Source organism: Rhodococcus sp. GB-02, from assembly GCF_053470465.1.
In genome coordinates this window covers 67,862-89,264 of record NZ_JBPUKE010000001.1, presented here as the reverse complement: position 1 = coordinate 89,264, position 21,403 = coordinate 67,862, and the positions used below count along the sequence as shown (strand labels likewise).

Below are 21,403 nucleotides of genomic sequence, written 5' to 3'. Positions count from 1 at the left end.
CCAACGTCGTAGGCGGAGGCGATCTCTCCCTGGGGCTCTGGGTAATCGCGGCGGCCGGTCATCCGCCGAGAACGATGATTTTGTGCACAGGCACAACACTTCTGGGATAGTCCGTTTCCGCGAACAAAGCCGACGGGTCACCGTGCCGTAAATATGTAATACGCGTCACTCCGGATCAACTTCGAAAGGTTGGCCTTCATGCGAAAATCGCTGAAGTATTTCGCGAATGCTGCAGCGACGGTTGCGTTGTGCGCGACACTCGGACTCGCTGGTTCGGCCGGACCGGCCGCCGCCGATACGCTCGGCATCCCGAGCGTCGGGCATGACTGGGCGAGTGCGGGGCCGTACACGCCGAATGTCTCGATCGGGCTGGTGCACACTCTGTACTACCCGCGCCAGCTCGGCGCACGCGGCGAGAAGCACCCTGTTGTGATCTGGGGGAACGGGACCGGTGTGCTCCCCGGTGCGTACACCTCCTTGTTGCGCCACTACGCCAGCCACGGATTCATCGTGGTCGCCGCCAATACCCCGGCAAGCAACTTCGCCATCACTATGCGGTCGGGAATCGACCTCATCGCGGACAAGGCGGCCAGCCCGTCGAGCGTCTTCTTCGGCAAAGTCGACCTGGAACACATTGGTGCGGTAGGGCACTCGCAGGGCGGGTCTGCGGCAATCAATGCTGCGATCGACGACCGCGTCGACACCGCCGTCGCGATCCAGCCAGGCCCGCTCAATGATGTCGACCTCATCGACGAGCCAGTTCTCTATCTGGCCGGCCAGGCCGACGCAATCGTTTGGCCGGCGATCGTGCGGGCGATGTACGAGGACGCCGACCACGTGCCTGCCGAGTATTTGGAACTGCGCGGCGCCACGCACTTCGGTACTGCGATCAACGGCGGCGATATGCGCGGGCCGAGCACGGCGTGGCTGCGGTACTGGCTACTCGACGATCCGAATGCCCGCACCGAGTTCTTCGGGCCGGGCTGCGGATACTGCACTGACACCCAGCAGTTCTCCGACTTCGACCGCAACGATCTGGCCCTGCAGATCCCGGGCTGACGGTAAGTCGGGAGTTGTCGAAGACGAACGGCCTGTCCGATCAGATCGGTGGAGTCGCGAAGCTCAAATGACGACGTAGCCGTACATTCGTTCGCCCTGAGCCACAGCTCTGGTCGCTAGTTCGGCAAAGGCGGTCAGGAACGGCACTGAGTCCTCCGACGGTTCACTCGTCTCGTCGATCGCCCAGGCGGCCGCGGCGGCCGCGACGCCTTCAGCGTTCAATTCCGCTAGTGCATCACGTAATTCGTCGGTAACCGTGAGCACAAGGGTGTCGCCGTCGTCGCTCATTGCGACGAGTTTCCCGCAGCGTGGACCTTTTGCGACGTCGTCGTAGGAGCGAGCGGTGAGGGCTGCTTCCAGTCGGCCCAGCGCGACAACTGGATCGATGCCTTTCGCCTGCAGAACTGGAGTCCCACCCGCAGTCAACTGAATCCGCGGGCGAGAGGCATCGTTCGCCGCTGGTTCCAAGTCGACGAGTCCCTCGAGGGCGGAGGTGGCATGCTCATCCGTGCGCGCGGTGAAGTAGTCGGTGATCGCAGACATGGCGCGATCATCCCACAGACGATGCGCACCAATGTCCCGGAGTCCTTCCGTGACTTGACTGATCGCCGTCAGACAAGGCTTTTGTGTGCTTCCTCGATGGCCTTCGCGAAATGGCGATGGTGGGGGCACTCGAGATCGGTACGCCACACGAGACCCAAAGCGGATTCGGGTAAACCATTGATCGGTACGAATCTGATGTCCGAGCGTTGATTGTAGGCGGCGGTCGTGGCGCAAAGGATGAGGCCGACCTGACTGAATGCGACCTGCGACAGGCCTTCTTGAACGGTGCTCGCCCCACCCTGCGTGGGAACCTTGGCTCCGCTCGGCGTCGTGCTCGGGGAATTCGCGCGATGCCAATAGTCAGGGGCGGGTCCGGTGATGGGTACCAGGCATATCTGCGCTAACTGCTCGGCGTCGATCACGTCCAGTTCACTGAACGGGTGATGGACTGAGACGGCCAGCGTCTGGGGCTGTCGAGAAAAGACGAGCCCGGTTGTCAGCTCGGGTTCTTCGACAGGGAGAAGGGCTACCGCCGCATCGATTCGCCCGGCGAGTACATCACTGAACGGATCACCCAGGGGTAATTCCTTGATGGTCACGCATATTTGCGGATGTTGCATCTCGAAGCGAGAGACGGCCGTCGCGACCGAATCGTAAATTGCTCCTTGGAAACCCACCCGAAGCGGTGTCGGTATGTTGCGCGCCTTCGTTCGAGCGTCGTCGATCACTGCTGAGAGTGCTCTGTGGGCGGGAGCCAGCGACGCAAGAAATTCGGCGCCGAATTCAGTGAGATGCACACGGCGACTGGTCCGCGCTACGAGGCTTGTGCCGATACGACGCTCCAACGCGCTGATCAGCTGACTGACCCGGCTCTGGGAGATGAACAACCTTTCTCCGGTGCGACCGAAGTGCAGTTCTTCAGCGAGTACGAGGAAGCACTCAATCTCACGCATCGGAAGTTCCGACATATTTCACTCCGATCCTCGCCTCGTCCGCGCACCCCATCCTTGCCCATCGATGAATTGGGCTAATGGTTGGATGAGCGATTCGCCGTTGATCCGGTGGCCTGCGAGAGCTTCCCTGGTTACATGCCACATTCCGCGCCCGGGCAGCACAGCCCTGCGCCCACGTCCTCAACCCACGCACACACCACCGAGAACCACTGGGCTGCTGTCGCCCTGATCGCATCGTCCACCTTCATTGTTGTCGCAGCGGAGATGATGCCGGTCGGACTACTCACCCCGATCGGTGCTGCTCTGATGGAAAGCGAAGGGACCATCGGGCTCTCACTGGCCATTACCGGGTTGGTGGCAGCGGCCACTGCGCCGTTCGTGCCCATTGTGACCCGGCGCTTCGATCGTCGGTCGACGCTCATTGTTCTGATGCTTGTCGTCGCCGCGGCGAACGCCGTCACTGCCCTTGCGCCGAGCTTCGCTGTCCTCGCTGTGGCTCGCGTCCTTCTAGGGGTGAGCATGGGCGGAGTCTGGGCACTCGCCGCGAGCCTGGCTCCCAGGTTGGTGGAGACCAGATCCGTCGGGTTGGCGACCACGATCATCTTCAGCGGAATCGCTGTTGCCTCAGTTCTCGGTGTTCCTGCCGGGACGTACATCGGGGCAGCGGCCGGGTGGAGCGTTGCATTCTGGGCTCTCAGCTGCGCAGCGACGCTGATCGCGCTCGCTATGATCGCTGTCCTACCAACGATGCCGGCTGATCAAGCCCTGTCGCTCGGCAGTCTCGTGGAGGCCTTTCGGAACCCGGGAGTCCGGGTCGGAATCGCGATTACGGCTCTCCTCATCACCGCTCATTTCGCGGCCTACACCTATGTGCGACCGGGACTGGAGTTCTTCGCAGGGTTGAACCCCTCGCAGGTCGGCACGATGCTGCTGATCTACGGTGCCCTCGGTGTCGTCGGAAACTTCATCGCCGGGCCGTCCGCCGCCAAGTCCCCGAAAACGGTGGTCGTCATCCTCAGCGTGGGAATAGCGTTGACACTCGCCCTGTTTCCGATCTGGGCCGCCACCTTGATCGCCGGCGCTCTGCTCATGGCAGTATGGGGTTTCTTCTACGGCGGTGTATCCGTGAGTACGCAAACATGGATCGCACACGCAGCCCCCGCACACCGAGAGGCTGCATCCGCCCTCTGGGTCGCAGTCTTCAATGCAAGCATCGCCCTCGGCGCGTTCGCCGGCGGACGCATTCACGACCACGCCGGTTCCCAGTCGGTCTTCTGGATCGCGGCTGGAATCGCTGCTCTCGCAATCCTTCTCGCGACAATCCGCAAACCCGTCGCAGCGGACATGAACTGACAACCTAGTCGCCCACGCAAAACTTTCGTACAGGCAGGACAACAAATATGCGCGAGACACTCGATTCAACCTTCATGGACGTGGCCGAGATGCTCAGTCGCTACCGAGACAAATCGCTGTCTCCGGTGGAAGTGCTCGAATCTGCAATCGAACGTATCGAGACACTCAACCCAACCTTGAATGCAGTGGGACATACTTTCTTCGATGCTGCACGGGCACAAGCGAAATCAGCCGAACGCCACTACGCCCGCGGCTGGGATGCGGGGCTTCCGCTCGCCGGTGTTCCCGTTGTCGTGAAAGAGGACGAACCGATCCAAGGGCAACCGTGGACCCAAGGTTCCAAGGTTTACGAAGATGTGATTGCCACCCACACTTCGACTTTCGTGCAGCGGATCATCGACGCCGGTGCGATCGTTCACGCTAGATCGACGGCGCCCGAATTCTCCTCGGCCGCGTTCACACAGTCCGAACTGTGGGGAGTGACTCGCAATCCGTGGAACACGAAATACTCCTCCGGCGGTTCGTCCGGCGGGTCAGCGGTCGCGCTTGCCGCCGGCATGACGGCCTTGGCTACCGGCTCCGACGTCGCGGGATCGATTCGAACTCCGTCGTCGTTCAACGGCGTTGTGGGGTTCAAGCCACCGCACGGCCGTGTCCCCGTCGATCCGCCCTTTAATCTCGATCGCTACTGCCACAGCGGTCCGATGGCTCGCACCGTAAGTGATTGCCTCACAATGCAGTCGGTCATCGCGGGACCGACCTCCACTGACATTGCCTCGCATGTGCCGGCATCACCGCTGCCCGGCCTCGCAACGCATTCGTGCGCAGGAATGCGTATCGCCGTGATCCCCGCGTTGGGTGACTGGCCGGTTGATCCGGACGTTGTCGCGAACACCGCCAAGTTGGTGGACACCCTCACTGCACTGGGCGCACGCGCGGAGATCATCGAAGTCGACCTGTCACGCGCTGCAATCATGCGCGCTGCTGCCATTCACTACGACCACGTGTTCGGTGCTTCGATTTCTGCCGAAGCATCCGCGCACCCCGACAAGGTCACGGAGTACGCGAAGGAATTCGCCCGCTGGGCACGCCGCACCCGTGGTGACGCGACTTTCCTCGACGGACTCGCGATCGAAGCCGAACTGTATTCGTCGATCGGGTCTCTGTTCGACACCTATGACGCATTGATCACACCGGCAGTGGCGACGGACGGGCTTCTTGCCGGTGACGACTACGTCGGGCACGAAATCAATGTGGCTGGAACAGAATTGGAGTTCTATCTCGAGGCTGTACCGGCAATCACCTTCAATATCCTGAGTAGTTGCCCGGTGCTGACAATCCCCACCGGATTCGCTCGGAACGGAATCCCCACGGGCACACAGATCGTCACGCGGCCGTACGACGACCACACGGCCTTTTCGATTGGTCTCGCCCTCGAGAAGGTTTTGCCATATCCGAATGAGCATCCAGACTGCTACGCGACCCGCAGGGATTGCTCGGGGTTTGAAACAAGCTCAGATGCCGGGTTGACCAGAATGTAGTTAGGTGCCATATTAGTTGCATGGCAGTGGACGGAACCGATCACGACTCACCCACGTTGGATCAGGCGCGGCGGCAGTTGGAGCATTACGGCCTCGGGTCCGATCCGCAGGCGGTGCTGGTTGCGGTGCGGCTGATCTCGGCGGGCGCGCGGCTCGGTCGAGCAACCGAGGTTCACTTCGCGAGGTATGGACTGTCGACCGGCCGTTACCGACTGCTTGCGGATCTGGAAGACCACGACGGGGAGAAATCTCCCTCGCGACTGGCTGCTGATCTCGGCGTCTCGCGAGCCACGGTCACCGGGCTGGTCGACGGGCTCGAGCAGGAGGGTTTGGTCGCTCGGCGTCCGTCCGCGGAGGACGGGCGTGGTGCGGTGGTCGTCCTGACTGCTCGCGGCGCTCAGCGTTTACGTGACATGGCGCCCGAACACTTTGCTCGCCTCGAGGAAATGGTCGACGAGCTCACCGTCGACGAGCGTGCGGTCTTTCTGGATCTGCTCTCGCGGGTCGTTCGCGGTATCGGTGCGCTGACTGCGGAGTAGTCGGCTGGGATTCCAGGCATTCGCGTAGCGATTCGAATCGTCGTCAATTCTCGACGGAGGCTTCTCCTTCCATGCCCACATAGTTAGCCGCCTAATTATAATCGGAAAGTTGGTCTCTTTCATGTCCGGACTCACCCCACCGATCCGTCGCGAAAACAAAAGGGAAATAACCGATTCCAATCGACGCGTCCCGGTCGCCGATCGTCGCGGCGCACGACCTTTCACCCTGTGGAGAGAGGTGCTGGTCGCCTATCTGGCCCCGGCGTTGATGGCGGGTGCGGGCGGAGTCGTATCCGGCCAATCGGGCCTCACGATGGCGGCATTTACGTCCATCGCGGGCACGTCGGCAGTGGTGGCGTTGCTGATCGGCTCCTGGCTGCAGCGTCGCGGGAGGTCACGACCGTGGACGACGGCCCTGCCTCGCATCATGGTGGCGGCAATTCTTGCCGTCGGAGCCGCTGTAATTGCAGGTCTCGTCGGGTGGTTCGCCTTTCGTTGGCTACCAGCCCACACGAGCATGGTCGATACCGCTTGGCTCGCTCGGCTGCAGTTCGATCTGCCTATCTCCGCCGCTGTCGCTGCCGTCATCGTGAGCTGGCGATGGCGACGTCAGAATCCCTGACAGACAACACATGTCAAAGATCCCTTGGCTTCCCGGGGAACAACCGAAAGGAACACGATGATCGTCATCATGGGAGCGTCCGGAACCACAGGCGGCGCGTTGCTACGCAGTCTCGCATCCTCGGGTGTGCCGAGCCGAGCGCTGTCCCGCGACCCGGACAGGCTGCGCGCCCACCTCGGCGATTTGGCCGACGGTGTGGTCGAAGTAGTGCCGGCCGATGCCGCAGACCCCACCTCGCTACGGACGGCTTTCAAAGGGGCCGAACAGCTTTTCCTCGCCATGGCCAACGGCCTTGAACAGGTCGAGCTCGAAACGCGTGTGATCGACATAGCCGCCGAGAGCGGCGTCGAACACATCGTCAAGATCTCCGATCCCGCCGCCGCCGCCGACTCCCCCATCGCGCTCTCCCGCGGTCACCATGCCGTCGGAGAACACCTGCGCGCATCCGGGATCCGCCACACCCTGCTCCGCCCTTACGCGTTCATGCAGAATTTGTTGCTCCTGGCTCCGGCGGTGGCTGCGCAAGGGGTGATTCTGGGCGCGATGCGGGACGCGCCGTGCAACTGGATCGACTGCCGAGATATCGGTGATGTTGCCGCCGCCGTACTCACGCGCGCCGATCTCGCCGGCGGCACCTACGTCCTGACGGGCAGCGAGGCAGTCGGCTACGACGGAATCGCCGATTCTCTGACCCGCATGCTCGGTCGCCCCGTCCGCTATATCGACCTGCCACCGCACGAACTGCGGCAAAACCTCGTCGATCATGCCCACATGCCTCCGTGGCTGGCCGAGCACATTCTGGAGATCCAGCACCTTGCCATCTCGCGCCCGGAGTCACCCACCGACACGGTGGTCCGTGTCCTGGGGCGTGAGCCCCGCAGCCTCGATGCGTTCCTGCGTGAGCATCTGGACCGTTTCCGCTGATTTCACGCTGCGAGAGCAGTACCCGGCAGAAGTCACTCGATTGGTCAACGAGCCCAGCGAATCCTTATCGGACCTCGTGCGGATTCCGGATCGACGATTTCGCCGCTCTGGGTGATCTGGACTTCGCCGTCGGCGACCATTCGGCGGGCAGCCTCTCGGACGGGTTCCATCAGCGGACGCCAATTGTCGGGTGCCGTCGCGCGGGCCACGTCTGAAGGGCAGATGCTTGACTCGGCTGATCGCGTGCTGAGTAGTTCGCGGATCTTCGCCGATAGATCCTTTTCTTCCTCCATATGAAACACCTTCCGGTCGTGATCGCTCGCAGTCAACAGCGTATGAACCTTCGGTTCGGCGAGTTGTAGTGAAGGAAAGGTGCACATCGACGATCATTGACGGCGTGGAGAATTCGAGTGCAACGCGCCGTGACGTAGTCCGAGACTCGTATTCGGCCCGATCCCGGGAGTACACGGATCTCTTCGGCTCCATGGATTCGACGCACCCGTCTGATCGAGCCCTGGTGACCAGCTGGGCCGCCACTTTGACCGGCCCCGTGCTCGACGCCGGGTGCGGGCCGGGGCAGTGGACGGGCTTCTTGGCCCAGAGCGGGCTGGCTGTGAGCGGGATCGATCTGGTTCCCGAGTTCGTCGAACGAGCCCGCAACCAATACCCAGATCTTTCCTTCGAGGTCGGGGGCTTCGAGGCATTGGACGCGAGAACGAATTCACTGGGCGGCGTGCTGTCCTGGTACTCGCTCATTCATCACCACCCGCAAGACATCGAGGCACCGCTCGCTGAATTCGCGCGAGTGATCCGCCCAGGTGGTGGTTTGCTGGTCGGCTTCTTCGAGGGCTCAAGCGTGGAGCCTTTTGACCACGCCGCGACGACTGGTTATCGATGGCCGGTGGCTGAACTTGCCCAGGTTCTGGTCGCAGCGGGTTTCGACGTGATCGAGACCCATACCCGGACGGGGAGCGGCTACCGGCCGCACGGCGCGATCACTGCCAGGCGGCGCAGCGGCGAATAGCGGATCGAGGCAGAGCGAACTGTCCTCTTTCATTCATTTCGTCTGAGTGGTGTGCTGGATGGGTCACTCCTCCGTATTTCAGCACCGGATCATCCACAGTTGAAGGAAGGCGCCATGACCACGATCCATCTTCACCAGACGACCACCGCGACGCCCGAACAGGTCCTCGCCGGCCTGACCGACTTCGGGCCGGGCCGCGAGGAGATCTTCGGCCGCAGCGCGGACACCTACCTGAAAGTGCACCAACAAGGGCCCCACGACGCGGATGTCACGGAGGGCTCCAGCGGTATTTGGGAACGCCTGCACTACGACTGGACCGACCCGCATCGCGTCGTGATGACAACTACTGACTCCAACTTGTGGGGCGGGGCGTCGAGCCACACCTACACACTCACGCAGCAACCGACGGGGCTGACCGATGTCGACGCCGTCGTGGTCCGCGATGGCAAGAATCTCAAGGGAAAGCTCCTGGCGTCAGTACTCGGGCTCTTCGGAACTCAGGTGTTGGGAAAGCCGTTCACGAAGTCCATCGAGGCCATCGAAGCTCGCAACGGCGGCGCGAAGAGGCAGCCGGGAGAGGGCTGAAATTTTACCGATTCGCGATCATCGTCGATAGCAAGGTTTCAGAAGACTGCCCGATCCAATGGACGGGGCAGCGGTTCCAGCGTCCCGGAGTCACGGAGGCGTTCGTATGCCCGAAGGACTGTATCGACGGATCCGATCTGAAGCAGTACGCCCCGGCCCGGCACTTCGGAGGTTGTGACTCCCAACTCGGCAGGGAGCGCATCTGCCCTGGCTGCCGAGAGAAAACCGACTCGGCCTACTACGGGATCACCGACGCGATAGTCGGACTCGTCTTCGAGAGCGTCGAGGATGTTGTCGTCGGTGACGTCTCCGAAGTCCGGTTCCCACACAACGGCGAGCATTCGAAGTAGTTCTGTCTCACGAACTTCGGCGGTAGCTGGCGCGCTGACAGTGAGAACCATCGACTGAAGGACGATTTCCGGTTCGCCGCCCGCCAGCCCGGAGAGTTCGAGTTCCCATTCGGGGCCACCGCCGGATGTGAGTCTCAATCCGATTCCCAGACGATCCGACCAATTCTCGGCAGTCCGTGCATTATCGAGCACCCGGGTCAGTTGTTCGACGGTCAGGGTGGTGGCAGGTCCGGATGAGTGGACCTGTTGCCACGACCCACCGACTGCCTCCGGCAACAGGAACTCGACTTGTTCCAAGGTCCGGCGCCACCGGATCGACACGGCCTGAACCGATTCGGGCCGCCGCCCCCAGAACACACGAATTGCACGTCGTGCCATCAATTCCTCCGGTAGGGATCGTCCTTGGGTAGCCATATTCCGTCTTCTTGGATTCCGAGATCGGTGACGTCTCGAGTGAGAGCGTCGACAGCGGCGAGAACAGCAGAGCGTGTTTCGTTCTCGCGGTACAGGAGCGACCACGTCCAGATTGCTGCCGGATCGACCATTGAGCGTGCGTTGAGATCAGTTGGTAGCGTTGTGGTCTGACCCTTGGGCGAGTTGACCACGGGGCGGCCGATAGCTCGGACGTGATCGAAGAATGCGGGGCCCGTGATACCACCGTCGTTGATGCGCAGGATCTGTGCGCCGGTATCGCGGGCGAATTCTTCGGCGTAGACGTTCCACGAATACCAGGAGGTGGTGTCGTCGTCGACGAGTACGACGACGTCGCGTGCCCGCACCGGTGTGGTGTCCTCTCCGGTGGAGACCGCGTACAGCCGATCCGCACCGAGCAGTCTTGCGCTCAGAGCATGTTGGGCGACATCGGTTTTCCGCACCCAGGCGATAGCAAGGTCGAGGCTACCGTCTGCCACTCGCGCGGCCTGCGCGTGCGAGGGCACCACCCACGGATCGACGTGCAGTTGCGCGACCCCTGAGGTGCGTGCGACGAGATCCGTCGGAAGCCAATTGACGTAGCCGATCCGGACGGGCTCCGCTCCGGACAGACGTTCCGCGCGACGACGTAGATACTCGGCTCGCTCGAGCAGTGCGCGGACGTCGGGGAGCAGCGCAGCGCCGGCCGGGGTCAGGGCGACGGAGCGGCGGTCGCGGACGAACAGCTTGACGCCGAGGTCTCGTTCGAGTGCCATGATCTGCTGCGACAACGAGGGCCCGGCTATCAGTAGTCGTGCCGCGGCTCGGCCGAAGTGCAGTTCCTCGGCGACGACCTCGAAATATCTCAGCTGACGCAGCTCCACGATCCCAGATGCTACGTGCCCGGATGCTACGTGCGGTGGGAGGTTGCGCCTATCAGTCAGGAGCAAAGCGGTCGTGGCGGTCCGGCGCGGCCGGGGCACACGATAAGACCATGACCACAATCCACAACGGCGTCTCCCCGCGAGCGCACGCTGTCCAAGCTGCCGCTGCGCTGGCGGCGAGCATGGGAATCGGTCGATTCGTCTACACACCGATCCTGCCGTTGATGCACTCTCAGGCTGGTATGTCCGCCTCGCTCGGCGCCACCCTGGCGACGGCCAACTACGTCGGGTACCTGATCGGCGCGCTCGCGGGAATCCTCATTCCCGGCGTGGTGCGCTCGGCAGCGGTGATGCGTACGTCGTTGGTGGTCCTCATCGCGACTTTGGCGCTCATGCCCACTACCCACGACGGATCCATTTGGTTCGCCCTGCGGCTCGTCGCAGGCATTGCCAGTGCCCTCGTCTTCATGATCGCCGTCAGCGCTTTGCACGCGCACCTTCGGGGGCAGTCCCAATTCCTGGCCGGATGGGGATTCGGCGGAGTTGGGTTGGGTATCGCCCTGTCCGGGGTCCTCGTGTTCGTCGTCCGCTTCATCGGTACCTGGAGTACAGCCTGGCTGGCATCTGCGGCCCTTGCAGTGGTGTGTGCGGTCGCAGCCTGGGGATTGACGCCGGAACCGCGTCCGGCCATCACACCGGACGCGCCGGGAACTCCCAGTTCCCAACGCGGGTTCACTGCCTTGTTCATCAGTTATTTCCTGGAAGGCATCGGCTACATCATCGCGGGCACGTTCCTTGTTGCCGCAATCGATCTCGCCGCTCCAGAATGGGTCGGCAGCGGCGCTTGGATAGTGGTCGGTCTGGCCGCATTTCCCTCGTGCGCCCTGTGGGCTTGGCTCAGCCTGCGTTGGTCGAGGCCGACTCTGCTTCTCGTTGCCCTGTTGATTCAGGCGGTGGGCATAGCGCTTCCTGCTGTGATCGGAGGCGTCGGCCCCGCACTGATTTCAGCTTTCCTGTTCGGTGTCACCTTCCTTGGTATCGGGTCAATTGTGTTGGCAATCGGCGCGCACCTGCAGTTCCCACGCGCAGTGGCGTTGCTGACTGCTGGATACAGCGTCGGTCAGATTCTCGGCCCACTCGTTGTCACTCCGTTGCTGCGAGACGGGTATCGCGACGCTCTGCTGTTGGGTGCGGCCGTCGTTCTGGGCGCAGCAGTGGCCGCCGCGGTTTTGCGGTTCCGATTCTCTTCCGATCTCGATGCGGACCCTCGGACAGCCATCTCGACTGAGGAGGTAGTTTTTGATGTCAGATGACGAAACCGCCGGAGCACTATCCGACGTAGGACTGGAGATGTTCGAATGAGCGCACTCACAACCGATCTCGACCTGAAGGTCCCTGTCATCGCAGCCCCCATGGCCGGCGGCGCTTCCACACCGGCACTTGTTGCTGCTGCCTCTCGCGCAGGCGGTCTCGGCTTCCTCGCCGCCGGGTACAAGACGCCTCAGGCTCTGTCCGACCAGATCGACGCCGTGCGCGCCGAGGGAGTCTCGTTCGGTGTCAACGTCTTTGCGCCCAACCCGGTGCCTGTCGACGTCGATGCCTACCGTGCCTATATCAGGGCGATCCAGGTCGAGGCGGATCGCTACGGCATCACACTGGCTGACGGTGAGCCGGTCGAAGACGACGACTACTTCGAGGACAAGATCGATCTGCTCCTGGCCAGCCCGGTTCCGTTGGTCAGCTTCACCTTCGGCTTTCCCGCCCCCGGCGTCATCAAGGCGCTGCGCGCTGCCGGTTCACTTGTCGTCCTCACAGTGACTTCGGAGGCAGAGGCGCTCCTTGCCGTCGACGCCGGTGCCGATCTGCTTGTCGTGCAATCGTCGGCTGCCGGCGGCCACTCCGGAACGCTCACTCCCCTGCAGGTTCCGGCAGAAACACCGATCACCGAACTGATCGCACAAATCCGTCATCGCACCTCTGTTCCGCTATTGTCGGCAGGTGGACTGGCGACCTCCGCCGACATCGCTGCTGCCTTACGTGCCGGAGCGGACGCGGCAGTCGTCGGTACCGTACTGCTGCGCACCGAGGAGAGTGGTGCCTCGGCTCCGCACAAGGCAGCTCTGGCCGACACGTCACGCGGGAACACGGTCGTCACAAGAGCTTTCACGGGACGTCCTGCACGAGCACTTCGGAACGAGTTCATCGATCGCTACGACGCGCAAGCGCCCATCGGATATCCGGCCATCCATCATCTGACCAACCCGATGCGCAAAGCCGCTGTTGCGCAGGGCGATCCCGAGCGCATGCACCTGTGGGCCGGCACCGGGTACCGTCACGCCACTGCCGAACCGGCAGAGGTAGTGCTTACGCGATTGATCAATCTGTGATGGCGCGGACTCCCGACATCACATTGCCGGAGGTAGTGACGTACGACGGGTTGCCCGGGTCCGCCGGTGGTGCACACTCACTTCGAGTCAAGCGTCCCGACGTGGCATTTCAACGCGTGTATGCATTCCTGGAGGCCTGTACCGAACCAGTGCGGTTGCCGTCGTGGACGTTCGAGATCTACAAGGGTGGGCAATCCGAGCCGACCGCGCAGTTGTCATCGTTCGTTACCGAGCTCTTCGGTGGGCCCCGCAGCAAAGCGCAAACCCATACCGAATGGAACGTCCCGCCTGGTTCTGTCAACGAGGCGCTCGATGCCCTCGTTGGTTCCGATGCGGTCACAACCCACGGACGTTCTTTGGCGGCACTGACCTACAGCGTGCCCGTACGCCTGATCGACCCCAACACGCGCGCGCCGTACCCCGACATCACCCCCGACGCGTGCGGCCGTTTTGCCGTGGATGGATACGGCCGGACTCTGGGTGAGTCGGGCATACGCGCAACCCTTGGCAACGCGGCATCCTCACTGTCCCTGTGGCTCAACCTGCCTGCAGACGAACGGTTGTCGTCCGGTGCTCGTCACCTACAAGACCATCTCCCGTTCCGGTTGTCCGCGAAACACTGGCGTCTCTGGCGGCCGAACCGGAGCGGAGACTCGTATCGTTCCAACAAGATTCCGTCGCCGGTTCACGATCACGTTTGAATCACGCGGCAAGCATTTTCATCTCGGGCAGAGTTCGCCGATCTCGGAGACGATGCGATCAGTGCTGCGAACCACCCATACCGCGCGTCCGCCACGCAATGTCGGCATCAAGAGTCGGTCCTTCTCGATGGGCCAGTGCACAAAGGGAAATCCGCCGGCCAGCTCGTCCTGGACTTCGCCGGCGATCAGGGCCGTCAACTCCTGTACAGGCTGTTCGATGTGCGGCCCGACGACCCTGACGCCGATCAGGGGACTGGTTCCTGCACTCTTGCCCTTTGGCCGTGGTCCAGCGTCGAGCGCGAGGTGGCACTGACCGTCATCGAGCATCGACACCGTCCACACGCAGTTCTGCATGTACGTGTCAGGGCCGTGCCAGCGGCATTGCAGATCCCTGCCGACAGCGTGGCACGCCTCGACGACGTTGGTAGGGGCGCCGTCTGGTGCATCCGGCCCCATGATCGGAAAGCCCCATACCCCCACGTAGTCGAAGTCGGGCATATACATGCCTTCACTATGGCACGTTGTCAGAACGCGTCTTCCTCGAGTTCCATGATCTCGTTGTCCAGGGAACCCAGGATTTCTTTGGTCGACGCCAGGACGGGCAGGATGTTCTTTGCGAAGTACGACGCGACGACCACCTTGCCCCGATAGAACGATCGGTCCTTTGCCGACGCATCACGATCCAAGGCTGCCAACGCGACTTCGGCTTGCACCAGCAGTCGCCATCCGATGAGCAGGTCACCCACCGCATACAGAAAGCGCACCGAGCCGAGGCCTATCTTGTACAACTCGGAAGGCTGGTCTTGGGAAGCCATCAGGTAGCCCGTGAGCGTCCCGGCCATCTCCTGCACGTCGGTCAACGCGGTTTCGAGCAAGACTCGTTCGGCCTTGAGACGACCGTTCCCGGCCTCACTGTCGATGAACTCTCGTATGCGACCGGCTACGTGAGCGAGTGCAACGCCGCGGTCGCGGGCAATCTTTCGAAAGAAGAAGTCCTGCGCCTGGATTGCCGTGGTGCCCTCGTACAGGGTGTCGATCTTGGCGTCGCGTATGTACTGCTCGATGGGGTAGTCCTGGAGATAGCCCGAGCCGCCCAGGGTCTGCAGGCTCTCGGTGAGCAGTTCGTACGCCTTCTCGGAACCGACACCTTTGACGATCGGTAGCAGTAGGTCGTTGACCCGTGCGGCCAATTCGGCGTCTGCACCTGAAACCAATTCGGCGACATCGGCATTCTGATGGGCAGCGGTGTAGAGGTAGACCGCCCTGAGGCCTTCGGCGTAGGCCTTCTGCATCGCCAGGCTGCGTCGGACGTCGGGGTGGTGCGTGATGGCCACACGGGGTGCGGTTTTGTTTGTCAGTTCGGTGAGGTCCGCACCTTGAATTCGTTCTTTTGCGTACTCCAGAGCATTGAGATAGCCGGTGGACAGGGTTCCTGTCGCCTTGGTACCCACCATCATCCGGGCATTCTCGATGACCTGGAACATCTGGGCGATGCCGTTGTGCACATCACCTACGAGCCAGCCGACCGCGGGCACGTCCGTGGCACCGAACGTGAGTTCGCAGGTCGGGGACGACTTGAGGCCCATCTTGTGTTCGACGCCGGTGACGTAGACGCCGTTGCGCCCTCCCAGTTCAAGTGTCTCCAAGTCGAAGTGGAACTTCGGAACGTAGAACAGGCTCAGCCCTTTGGTTCCGGGGCCTGCCCCTTCCGGTCGTGCAAGCACCAAGTGGAAGAGGTTCTCGGCAGTGTCCCCGACGTCGCCGCCGGAGATGAACCGCTTGACACCCTCGATGTGCCACGTGCCGTCATTCTGCTCGATCGCCTTCGTTCGGCCTGCGCCCACGTCTGAGCCGGCATCGGGTTCCGTCAGCACCATCGTTCCGGCCCAGCCCCGCTCGAAACCCTCTTTGGCCCAGTGCTTTTGCTGTTCGTTTCCGATGCTGTAGAGCACGCTTGCCATCAGCGGACCCATGTTGAAAAAGCTCGCCGATCCGTTTGCCGCGACCAACATCTCGCCGATCGCCCAGACCAGCGGCGCGGGAGCAGGAACGCCGCCCATGCCCTCTGGTAGTCCGAGCCGCGACCAACCAGCCTCGTTCACCGCCTCGACGGTCTTGCGTAGCGGTTCCGGGACGACTACCGCGTGGTTGGGTGCGTCGAATTCGACAGGGTTCCGATCTGCGTCGGCGAAGGACGCGGCGACCGGGCCCTCCGCCAGCCTCGCTACCTCGGCAAGAATGTTGCGCACAGTGTCGGTGTCGAGGTCCCCGTAAGCACCTGCATCCAACAGTTCGCCAAGCCCGAGTACCTCGAACAGATTGAACTCGATATCACGGACGTTGCTTTTGTAATGACCCATTGTTCTCCGACCTTGGCTCGTCAGTAATACGGCTCGTCAGTAATACGGCTCGTCAGCAGTACACAGAAAGACTGCCCCACAAGGAATTCAGTACGCAACCGTAAGTAGCGACGATTGACGTTGCTGCGAAGTGACACAGTCGACGGGCGTTCGGGGAAATTCACTCGTACGATAATTTTCGAACAAGGGCTCGTAACGGACGAGGATCGCTCATGAAATGGCCGGGCGGTTGAACGTGGTTGTGCACCAAGTTAAGTATCCATTCCAGCCTTCGGAGTATGACGGACTCGCCGTGATCAATGAGTATGGACTTCGGTAAATCGGAATCGTCTCTCGTCGGTAGCTGAGGTGTCGAACACCGTCGTCAACTTGAATGTTGTCGGGGATCCGCGCCCGCCCAGAACGTATCGCCCCCGTTCCATGGACCAATTCGCGCTACCGTCGGGGTAGATACTGTCTTAACCCGGGAGACTCGCCCATGACACGACGACAGATCCGAGTACTTGGCGCCGCCGTGCTCGTATCGGCCTTGATGACTGCTTGCAGTGCCGAGGACGCTGAAGGGCCTGGTCCGGGGGCAAGTACGACAACACGATCGGCGCCAGCTGCGGCGTTCGGTGAACCCGAGACCTTCTCCGACGGCTTGGACGCGCCCTGGTCGATCGCTTTCCACGGCCGGATTCCACTTGTCAGTGAGCGCGACAGCGCACGAATCCTCGAAGTCGACGGCAGTGGAAGCGTCCGTGAAGTGGGAGTCATTGACGGCGTCAGCCCTAGGGGAGAGGGCGGTCTCCTCGGGATCGCAGTACATGAAAACGACCTGTACGTGTACTTCACCGCCGACGGGGAAAACCGGATCGAACGTTATGGAATCACCGGCGATCCCGGAGCGCTTGCACTCGGACCGGCCGAGACGATTCTCGACGGCCTCCTGTCGGCCAACTACCACAACGGTGGTCGCATGGCGTTCGGCCCGGACGGGATGCTGTACGCCACCGTCGGTGATGCCGGTGGTCGCGACCGGGCTCAGGATCTCGATTCGTTGTCCGGGAAGATCCTTCGCATGACTCCGGATGGTGATGTGCCGCAAGATAACCCGTTTCCGAACTCGCTTGTCTACAGCTACGGGCATCGCAACTCGCAGGGCATTGCCTGGACCGAGGACGGCACGATGTATGCCAGCGAGTTCGGGCAAGATACCTGGGACGAGCTCAATAAGATCGAAGCAGGCGGAAACTACGGGTGGCCCGAGGTCGAAGGGATTGCGGGTGAAGGCGGATTCATCGACCCGCTCCAACAATGGTCACCTGATGATGCCAGCCCCAGCGGAATCGTCATCCACGACGGCACGATCTACATCGCCAATCTCCGCGGTGAGCGACTGCGGGCTGTGCCGTTGACCGACCCCGCAACGGCTGACGAGCAGTTCGTCGACACATACGGACGCCTTCGCGACGTTGTCATCGCTCCCGATGGGTCGCTGTGGATACTGACGAACAACACAGACGGTCGTGGCGACCCGAACCCCGGTGACGACCAGATCATTCGCGTCCCGTTGCGCTGAGTCGATATCCGGCGAATGCAGCACTTTCAGCCGGACGAACCTGGCCGAGGCCGGTGATTCACTACTATCGCTACGACAGATGACGCGGGCACGGATCGGAGAGACAGCATGGGGACTTGGGGTTCAGGACCTTTCGACAACGACGTAGCGGGCGACCTGCTCAGCGCGATACAGGCGGGTGACTACGACATCGACGATTACGCAAGCCACCCCGACGACGGCTACCTCGATGCCGATGATGCTCAAACAGCCATCGCTGTCGCCGAGATTCTTGCGGTTGCGCACGGGGTTGTGCCGAAGCCCGTGCAGCTGGGCGAGATTGACGCCGCAGGGTACGCCGGAACCTTGAGTCCGGAGCAGAAGGCTTGGGTCCTTACCGCGCTCGAGCGCGCAGTCTCCGACAGTGACACGTCGGAGTTGCACGAGTTGTGGGAAGAGAACGGTCCGGAAGACCTCGAGGCTTGGAGGGCACCGATTCTGAGCAGATTGGCCAGTCTCAAAGCGGTGCGATGAGTGCCACCCGTCAAGAGGGTCTAGGTCATTCGGAGTTCGACGACGACAGGCTTTGTTTGACGTAGCGGGTGGTGCCATCGGCGAGGATCTCGGCCACCCCGCTTTCGATGCCGTCCAGTGCTTGAGTGGCGACATCGGCGGGATCGATTTTCTGTTCGGCGGGTACACCCGCGGCCATGTCGGTGTCCATGTATGCGACATGTAGTGCCGAGACGGAGATTCCGCGCGGCGCCAGTTCTTCACGAACGGCGTCGGTCATCGCCCACGCCGCGGCTTTCGATGCCGCGTAAGACCCGAGTGCGGCCGGATGGAACCAGGACAGTACTGAAAGAACGTTGAGTACTGTTCCGCCGCCGTTGTTTTCGATGACAGGAGCAAAGGCTCGGGTCACGGTGAGTGGGCCGAAGAAATTGACGTCCAGCTCGCGGCGAACGTCATCGATGTCGCCGACGATCAACGGTGCCGAGGTAGAGATACCTGCGTTGTTCACCAGTAACGTCGCGTCGGAGGCGGTGCGTGCCGCGGCCGCGATCGATTCGGTGTCCGTCACGTCCAATTTCAGGGGAATGACACCGGGCAGATCGACAGTTTCCGGATTGCGGGCGGCTGCGTACACCTTTGCGCCGCGTTCGACGAGCCCCGCGGCCAGATGGCGTCCGAGCCCGCGATTGGCCCCGGTCACGATGGCAACCGTCTTGTTCAGATCCATAATTCTCCCAGTGCTATGGCTATCGTCGGCGGCTCCGACAATTAGATTATGAACCAAATCTAAGTTCGAGCTAAGATAGATGTCAAGTGAAATCCAAACCGGAAGGCGTTTGATGGGCCGCGTATCGCAGCAGCAAGCGGAAGAGAACCGTCGGCGCGTCGTTGAAACCGCAGCTCGCCTGTTCCGAGAGAAGGGCACTCACCTCAGCGTTGCCGACTTGATGAAGGCGTCAGGACTGACCCACGGTGGTTTCTACAAGCAGTTCGCGTCGAAGGATGCGCTCATCGACGAAGCGACCGCCCATGCCTTTGCAGAACTGACTCAGCTGCACGCTGCGGGACTGGAAAGGCATGCAGGGCAACGTGACGAGGCTCGGCAAGCCCTGATCGACAACTACCTCTCCGTGGGGCATCGCGACAACCCGGCAGACGGATGCCCCGCTGCCGCGCTCGCGGCCGACATGGCGCGCGAGCCTGCAGACAGCGAGGCCCGTCGGGTTTACACGGAGGGAGTGGGGGATTTTGCCGCAGCCCTTGCCGATGAAAAAGCCGACGAAAAAGCCGACGATGAAGCCGACGGTCTCGTCCGGCTCTCCACCATGATCGGTGCACTAGTTCTTTCGCGAGCTACCAAGGGTTCTCCTGTCTCCGAGGAAATTCTCGATTCCGCGCGCGCTGCACTGATCAGAGGGCTTCGAGAGCCTTCGTCATCTTCTTGACAGTTTCGGGTGCCACCTTGGCCTCGAATCCCGCTTTCAGGAGTGGGGAGGCGATCTTGGCCGCGCCGTTGAATTCGACGTTCGCTCGATAGTTGATTTCGGTGGAGCTTGCGCCGATCGCGGTCAAGGTGATGTCGTCGGTACTGGTAGCGGTCTTGTTCTTGCCTTCGAGTACAACGTGAGTCGGCTCGTCGGTCACCAAGGTGTATGTCAGTTCGGTGCCGATGCCGAACAGCTTGGACACGTTGCGCCACTGGGTTCCGATTGCGATCGGACCGTCCGAGATCTGGGTGCAACTCTCGGTGCCCGGATCCCACAGTGGGGCGTTGGCGAAGTCGCGTAGAAACGCGGCCGCCTTTTCGATCGGTACTTCGGCGGTGAACTTTCGGGTGACTTCGACCATGTTTCGTGCCTTTCGGTTCGGTCTCGTAGGTCTACTCTCGCGTATCTGGTTCCACGAGTCAGACGCCGAGCATCTCGATCGAGCGCTCTAGTTTATTCCGACAACTTCCTGGGCGATCGCCGCGAGTCTGGCCTGGGCAGCGGAGACGACGCCATGTCGGTTCTTGTGCGCTTCCTCGTACGCGACGATGTCTCGTACCTGTGCGGCTTCAGTCAGTTCCTTCACCGCGGAGACGGCTTGGGTGACGTTGAGTTCGTCGAAGTCTTCGATGGGAAGTTCCGTGGGCTCGAGTAGACCACTCGACTTCCGTACCGAACGGAAGACATCTGCGGCACCGTCCGCGCCTTCTCGACGAGTGACTTTTTCTGCAGTGGCAATAGCTGCGTCCCTGCTGGCCGAGAGCGTTTTCACGGTCACGTCGCCGGCGTATGCGCCCCAACTGATCAGCTCACCCAATACCGGCGGCGAGGTGCGAACCGCGTCGATGGCATGGTCGAGACTGCGGGTGGACCAGGAGACCGGAACATTGACCAGCCGTATCGCTGCGCCGGTGGCAGCTTGCATCGGAGTACGCCGCAAAGCTGCCGGTCCTCCGAGTGCCTCCTCGGCCAGGACGGTCGTCAGCCAGTCCACAGTGGCCGAATGTGCAGTGATGAGTCGGTCGGCCAATGTCGCGACGGTCTGATCGCCGCCGGCGGTGGCCAGGGCCTTGAGGTAGCGGGAACGGTCGAGGAGCTGATGTTCGAGCCCGAGGTCGCCGAGGATCGCTTCGTCGAAGGGCTGAGCCTGTTCGACCATTGCTTTCATTCCGGCAGTCGCCCGTCCGATGAACGGACCGATAAGTTCGGGTACGCCGCCCAGATCGCGAATGGTGGCCTCGATCGAACTGGCCCTTTCGCGACCGTTCTCTGCGTTTTCCGTGAGTTCGCGTCGAACAGCCTCGGTTCTGGCCTGCGCGACGCGTGTTTCGGCGACCTGGATTTCGGTGTGTGTCAGACCGAGGAGGATTCGCAGCTGGGTGATCAAGGCGGACGCGGTTTCGGAGTTGCTCATATCGGGGTCGTCCCTTCGTCGGTGCGTGCTTTACGTGATGTTCAGCTTCTGCTCGACGAGTGCTCCGCGGGCCGCGGAGCCACCGCCGCTACGCGGGCTACCCCGACCTACCGCTTAGTAACCACCGCTTGGCAACCACGGCGAATGAACAGATTGCCATTGCCTGGACGAGTGAGACACCGGCCACCCCGAGGTTTCGATTTCGCA

24 protein-coding genes are annotated in these 21,403 nt (G+C 62.0%); 14 read left to right on the top strand and 10 right to left on the bottom strand.

Annotated elements, in window-relative coordinates:
* Positions 1 to 198 precede the first annotated feature (198 nt).
* Positions 199 to 1,059, top strand: a complete 861-nt coding sequence (locus ACSW29_RS00505; RefSeq protein WP_317826949.1) for an alpha/beta hydrolase family protein — start codon at positions 199 to 201, stop codon at positions 1,057 to 1,059.
* A 63-nt stretch (positions 1,060 to 1,122) separates the two neighbouring features.
* On the opposite strand, the gene ACSW29_RS00500 is transcribed toward ACSW29_RS00505, so the two are convergent.
* A complete protein-coding gene (locus tag ACSW29_RS00500; protein WP_317826948.1) occupies positions 1,123 to 1,602 on the bottom strand; it encodes a hypothetical protein in 480 nt (159 codons plus the stop codon).
* Between the two features lie 68 nt (positions 1,603 to 1,670).
* Positions 1,671 to 2,555, bottom strand: coding sequence for a LysR family transcriptional regulator (locus ACSW29_RS00495; RefSeq protein ID WP_448276101.1), 885 nt, complete (start codon positions 2,553 to 2,555; stop codon positions 1,671 to 1,673).
* Positions 2,556 to 2,690: 135 nt separating this feature from the next.
* Here ACSW29_RS00495 and ACSW29_RS00490 point away from each other — a divergent pair, with 135 nt between their 5' ends.
* The 5 genes from ACSW29_RS00490 (at position 2,691) to ACSW29_RS00470 (ending at position 7,534) form a co-directional block, all read left to right on the top strand.
* Positions 2,691 to 3,908: an MFS transporter gene (locus ACSW29_RS00490; protein ID WP_347875151.1), complete on the top strand. Its 1,218-nt coding sequence runs from the start codon at positions 2,691 to 2,693 to the stop codon at positions 3,906 to 3,908.
* Between the two features lie 47 nt (positions 3,909 to 3,955).
* Positions 3,956 to 5,449: an amidase gene (locus ACSW29_RS00485; protein WP_448276100.1), complete on the top strand. Its 1,494-nt coding sequence runs from the start codon at positions 3,956 to 3,958 to the stop codon at positions 5,447 to 5,449.
* A 20-nt stretch (positions 5,450 to 5,469) separates the two neighbouring features.
* Positions 5,470 to 5,988, top strand: coding sequence for a MarR family winged helix-turn-helix transcriptional regulator (locus ACSW29_RS00480; RefSeq protein WP_003943230.1), 519 nt, complete (start codon positions 5,470 to 5,472; stop codon positions 5,986 to 5,988).
* A gap of 109 nt (positions 5,989 to 6,097) precedes the next feature.
* Positions 6,098 to 6,610: a hypothetical protein gene (locus tag ACSW29_RS00475; protein ID WP_448276099.1), complete on the top strand. Its 513-nt coding sequence runs from the start codon at positions 6,098 to 6,100 to the stop codon at positions 6,608 to 6,610.
* Positions 6,611 to 6,667: 57 nt separating this feature from the next.
* Positions 6,668 to 7,534: an NmrA family NAD(P)-binding protein gene (locus ACSW29_RS00470; protein ID WP_448276098.1), complete on the top strand. Its 867-nt coding sequence runs from the start codon at positions 6,668 to 6,670 to the stop codon at positions 7,532 to 7,534.
* A gap of 44 nt (positions 7,535 to 7,578) precedes the next feature.
* Here ACSW29_RS00470 and ACSW29_RS00465 read toward each other — a convergent pair whose 3' ends face one another.
* On the bottom strand, positions 7,579 to 7,827 hold the full coding sequence (locus ACSW29_RS00465) for a DUF3253 domain-containing protein (protein ID WP_230815825.1): 249 nt from the start codon (positions 7,825 to 7,827) through the stop codon (positions 7,579 to 7,581).
* 104 nt (positions 7,828 to 7,931) lie between these two features.
* Between ACSW29_RS00465 and ACSW29_RS00460 the strand changes: the two genes are divergently transcribed.
* Positions 7,932 to 8,558, top strand: coding sequence for a class I SAM-dependent methyltransferase (locus ACSW29_RS00460; protein WP_448276097.1), 627 nt, complete (start codon positions 7,932 to 7,934; stop codon positions 8,556 to 8,558).
* Positions 8,559 to 8,672: 114 nt separating this feature from the next.
* Positions 8,673 to 9,143, top strand: a complete 471-nt coding sequence (locus ACSW29_RS00455; RefSeq protein ID WP_448276096.1) for a hypothetical protein — start codon at positions 8,673 to 8,675, stop codon at positions 9,141 to 9,143.
* Between the two features lie 38 nt (positions 9,144 to 9,181).
* Here ACSW29_RS00455 and ACSW29_RS00450 read toward each other — a convergent pair whose 3' ends face one another.
* Entirely contained in the window at positions 9,182 to 9,871 is a 690-nt protein-coding gene (locus tag ACSW29_RS00450; protein WP_347875145.1) for an Imm52 family immunity protein, read from the bottom strand.
* Positions 9,871 to 10,788 (bottom strand): LysR family transcriptional regulator, encoded by a 918-nt coding sequence (locus tag ACSW29_RS00445; RefSeq protein WP_448276095.1) that lies wholly within the window; start codon positions 10,786 to 10,788, stop codon positions 9,871 to 9,873. The genes ACSW29_RS00450 and ACSW29_RS00445 overlap by 1 nt, the downstream gene beginning before the upstream one ends.
* A gap of 110 nt (positions 10,789 to 10,898) precedes the next feature.
* On the opposite strand from ACSW29_RS00445, the gene ACSW29_RS00440 reads away from it, so the two are divergent.
* The 3 genes from ACSW29_RS00440 to ACSW29_RS00430 are packed head-to-tail and all read left to right on the top strand — an operon-like array spanning position 10,899 to position 13,876.
* Positions 10,899 to 12,101 carry a YbfB/YjiJ family MFS transporter gene (locus ACSW29_RS00440; protein WP_448276094.1) on the top strand — a complete coding sequence of 401 codons (1,203 nt, stop codon included), beginning with the start codon at positions 10,899 to 10,901 and terminating at the stop codon, positions 12,099 to 12,101.
* 45 nt (positions 12,102 to 12,146) lie between these two features.
* Positions 12,147 to 13,175 (top strand): NAD(P)H-dependent flavin oxidoreductase, encoded by a 1,029-nt coding sequence (locus tag ACSW29_RS00435; protein WP_448276093.1) that lies wholly within the window; start codon positions 12,147 to 12,149, stop codon positions 13,173 to 13,175.
* Entirely contained in the window at positions 13,172 to 13,876 is a 705-nt protein-coding gene (locus tag ACSW29_RS00430; protein WP_448276092.1) for a hypothetical protein, read from the top strand. The genes ACSW29_RS00435 and ACSW29_RS00430 overlap by 4 nt, the downstream gene beginning before the upstream one ends.
* A gap of 18 nt (positions 13,877 to 13,894) precedes the next feature.
* Here ACSW29_RS00430 and ACSW29_RS00425 read toward each other — a convergent pair whose 3' ends face one another.
* Positions 13,895 to 14,380, bottom strand: coding sequence for a hypothetical protein (locus ACSW29_RS00425; protein WP_448276091.1), 486 nt, complete (start codon positions 14,378 to 14,380; stop codon positions 13,895 to 13,897).
* Between the two features lie 20 nt (positions 14,381 to 14,400).
* A complete protein-coding gene (locus ACSW29_RS00420) occupies positions 14,401 to 16,236 on the bottom strand; it encodes an acyl-CoA dehydrogenase (protein ID WP_448276090.1) in 1,836 nt (611 codons plus the stop codon).
* A 478-nt stretch (positions 16,237 to 16,714) separates the two neighbouring features.
* On the opposite strand from ACSW29_RS00420, the gene ACSW29_RS00415 reads away from it, so the two are divergent.
* Positions 16,715 to 17,800 (top strand): PQQ-dependent sugar dehydrogenase, encoded by a 1,086-nt coding sequence (locus ACSW29_RS00415; protein WP_448276089.1) that lies wholly within the window; start codon positions 16,715 to 16,717, stop codon positions 17,798 to 17,800.
* Positions 17,801 to 17,908: 108 nt separating this feature from the next.
* On the top strand, positions 17,909 to 18,313 hold the full coding sequence (locus ACSW29_RS00410) for a DUF4259 domain-containing protein (protein ID WP_448276088.1): 405 nt from the start codon (positions 17,909 to 17,911) through the stop codon (positions 18,311 to 18,313).
* A 25-nt stretch (positions 18,314 to 18,338) separates the two neighbouring features.
* Here the strand turns inward: ACSW29_RS00410 and ACSW29_RS00405 are convergent, their stop codons facing one another.
* Positions 18,339 to 19,022 carry an SDR family oxidoreductase gene (locus ACSW29_RS00405; protein ID WP_448276087.1) on the bottom strand — a complete coding sequence of 228 codons (684 nt, stop codon included), beginning with the start codon at positions 19,020 to 19,022 and terminating at the stop codon, positions 18,339 to 18,341.
* A 112-nt stretch (positions 19,023 to 19,134) separates the two neighbouring features.
* Here ACSW29_RS00405 and ACSW29_RS00400 point away from each other — a divergent pair, with 112 nt between their 5' ends.
* On the top strand, positions 19,135 to 19,740 hold the full coding sequence (locus ACSW29_RS00400; RefSeq protein ID WP_448276086.1) for a TetR/AcrR family transcriptional regulator: 606 nt from the start codon (positions 19,135 to 19,137) through the stop codon (positions 19,738 to 19,740).
* On the opposite strand, the gene ACSW29_RS00395 is transcribed toward ACSW29_RS00400, so the two are convergent.
* Positions 19,706 to 20,143, bottom strand: coding sequence for an SRPBCC family protein (locus ACSW29_RS00395; RefSeq protein WP_230815842.1), 438 nt, complete (start codon positions 20,141 to 20,143; stop codon positions 19,706 to 19,708). The two genes, ACSW29_RS00400 and ACSW29_RS00395, sit on opposite strands and share 35 nt — an antisense overlap.
* An 87-nt stretch (positions 20,144 to 20,230) precedes the next feature.
* Entirely contained in the window at positions 20,231 to 21,196 is a 966-nt protein-coding gene (locus ACSW29_RS00390) for a ferritin-like domain-containing protein (protein ID WP_448276085.1), read from the bottom strand.
* Positions 21,197 to 21,403: the final 207 nt, after the last annotated feature.

What these genes read in the sequence shown, in the direction of transcription:
- ACSW29_RS00465 (WP_230815825.1), bottom strand. Translation starts at nt 7,827, where the DNA reads ATGGAGGAAGAAAAGGATCTATCGGCGAAGATCCGCGAACTACTCAGC.
- ACSW29_RS00490 (WP_347875151.1), top strand. Translation starts at nt 2,691, where the DNA reads ATGCCACATTCCGCGCCCGGGCAGCACAGCCCTGCGCCCACGTCCTCA.
- ACSW29_RS00455 (WP_448276096.1), top strand. Translation starts at nt 8,673, where the DNA reads ATGACCACGATCCATCTTCACCAGACGACCACCGCGACGCCCGAACAG.
- ACSW29_RS00410 (WP_448276088.1), top strand. Translation starts at nt 17,909, where the DNA reads ATGGGGACTTGGGGTTCAGGACCTTTCGACAACGACGTAGCGGGCGAC.
- ACSW29_RS00495 (WP_448276101.1), bottom strand. Translation starts at nt 2,555, where the DNA reads ATGCGTGAGATTGAGTGCTTCCTCGTACTCGCTGAAGAACTGCACTTC.
- ACSW29_RS00435 (WP_448276093.1), top strand. Translation starts at nt 12,147, where the DNA reads ATGAGCGCACTCACAACCGATCTCGACCTGAAGGTCCCTGTCATCGCA.
- ACSW29_RS00425 (WP_448276091.1), bottom strand. Translation starts at nt 14,380, where the DNA reads ATGTATATGCCCGACTTCGACTACGTGGGGGTATGGGGCTTTCCGATC.
- ACSW29_RS00395 (WP_230815842.1), bottom strand. Translation starts at nt 20,143, where the DNA reads ATGGTCGAAGTCACCCGAAAGTTCACCGCCGAAGTACCGATCGAAAAG.
- ACSW29_RS00480 (WP_003943230.1), top strand. Translation starts at nt 5,470, where the DNA reads ATGGCAGTGGACGGAACCGATCACGACTCACCCACGTTGGATCAGGCG.
- ACSW29_RS00415 (WP_448276089.1), top strand. Translation starts at nt 16,715, where the DNA reads ATGACACGACGACAGATCCGAGTACTTGGCGCCGCCGTGCTCGTATCG.
- ACSW29_RS00485 (WP_448276100.1), top strand. Translation starts at nt 3,956, where the DNA reads ATGCGCGAGACACTCGATTCAACCTTCATGGACGTGGCCGAGATGCTC.
- ACSW29_RS00450 (WP_347875145.1), bottom strand. Translation starts at nt 9,871, where the DNA reads ATGGCACGACGTGCAATTCGTGTGTTCTGGGGGCGGCGGCCCGAATCG.
- ACSW29_RS00405 (WP_448276087.1), bottom strand. Translation starts at nt 19,022, where the DNA reads ATGGATCTGAACAAGACGGTTGCCATCGTGACCGGGGCCAATCGCGGG.
- ACSW29_RS00505 (WP_317826949.1), top strand. Translation starts at nt 199, where the DNA reads ATGCGAAAATCGCTGAAGTATTTCGCGAATGCTGCAGCGACGGTTGCG.
- ACSW29_RS00500 (WP_317826948.1), bottom strand. Translation starts at nt 1,602, where the DNA reads ATGTCTGCGATCACCGACTACTTCACCGCGCGCACGGATGAGCATGCC.
- ACSW29_RS00470 (WP_448276098.1), top strand. Translation starts at nt 6,668, where the DNA reads ATGATCGTCATCATGGGAGCGTCCGGAACCACAGGCGGCGCGTTGCTA.
- ACSW29_RS00390 (WP_448276085.1), bottom strand. Translation starts at nt 21,196, where the DNA reads ATGAGCAACTCCGAAACCGCGTCCGCCTTGATCACCCAGCTGCGAATC.
- ACSW29_RS00440 (WP_448276094.1), top strand. Translation starts at nt 10,899, where the DNA reads ATGACCACAATCCACAACGGCGTCTCCCCGCGAGCGCACGCTGTCCAA.
- ACSW29_RS00420 (WP_448276090.1), bottom strand. Translation starts at nt 16,236, where the DNA reads ATGGGTCATTACAAAAGCAACGTCCGTGATATCGAGTTCAATCTGTTC.
- ACSW29_RS00400 (WP_448276086.1), top strand. Translation starts at nt 19,135, where the DNA reads ATGGGCCGCGTATCGCAGCAGCAAGCGGAAGAGAACCGTCGGCGCGTC.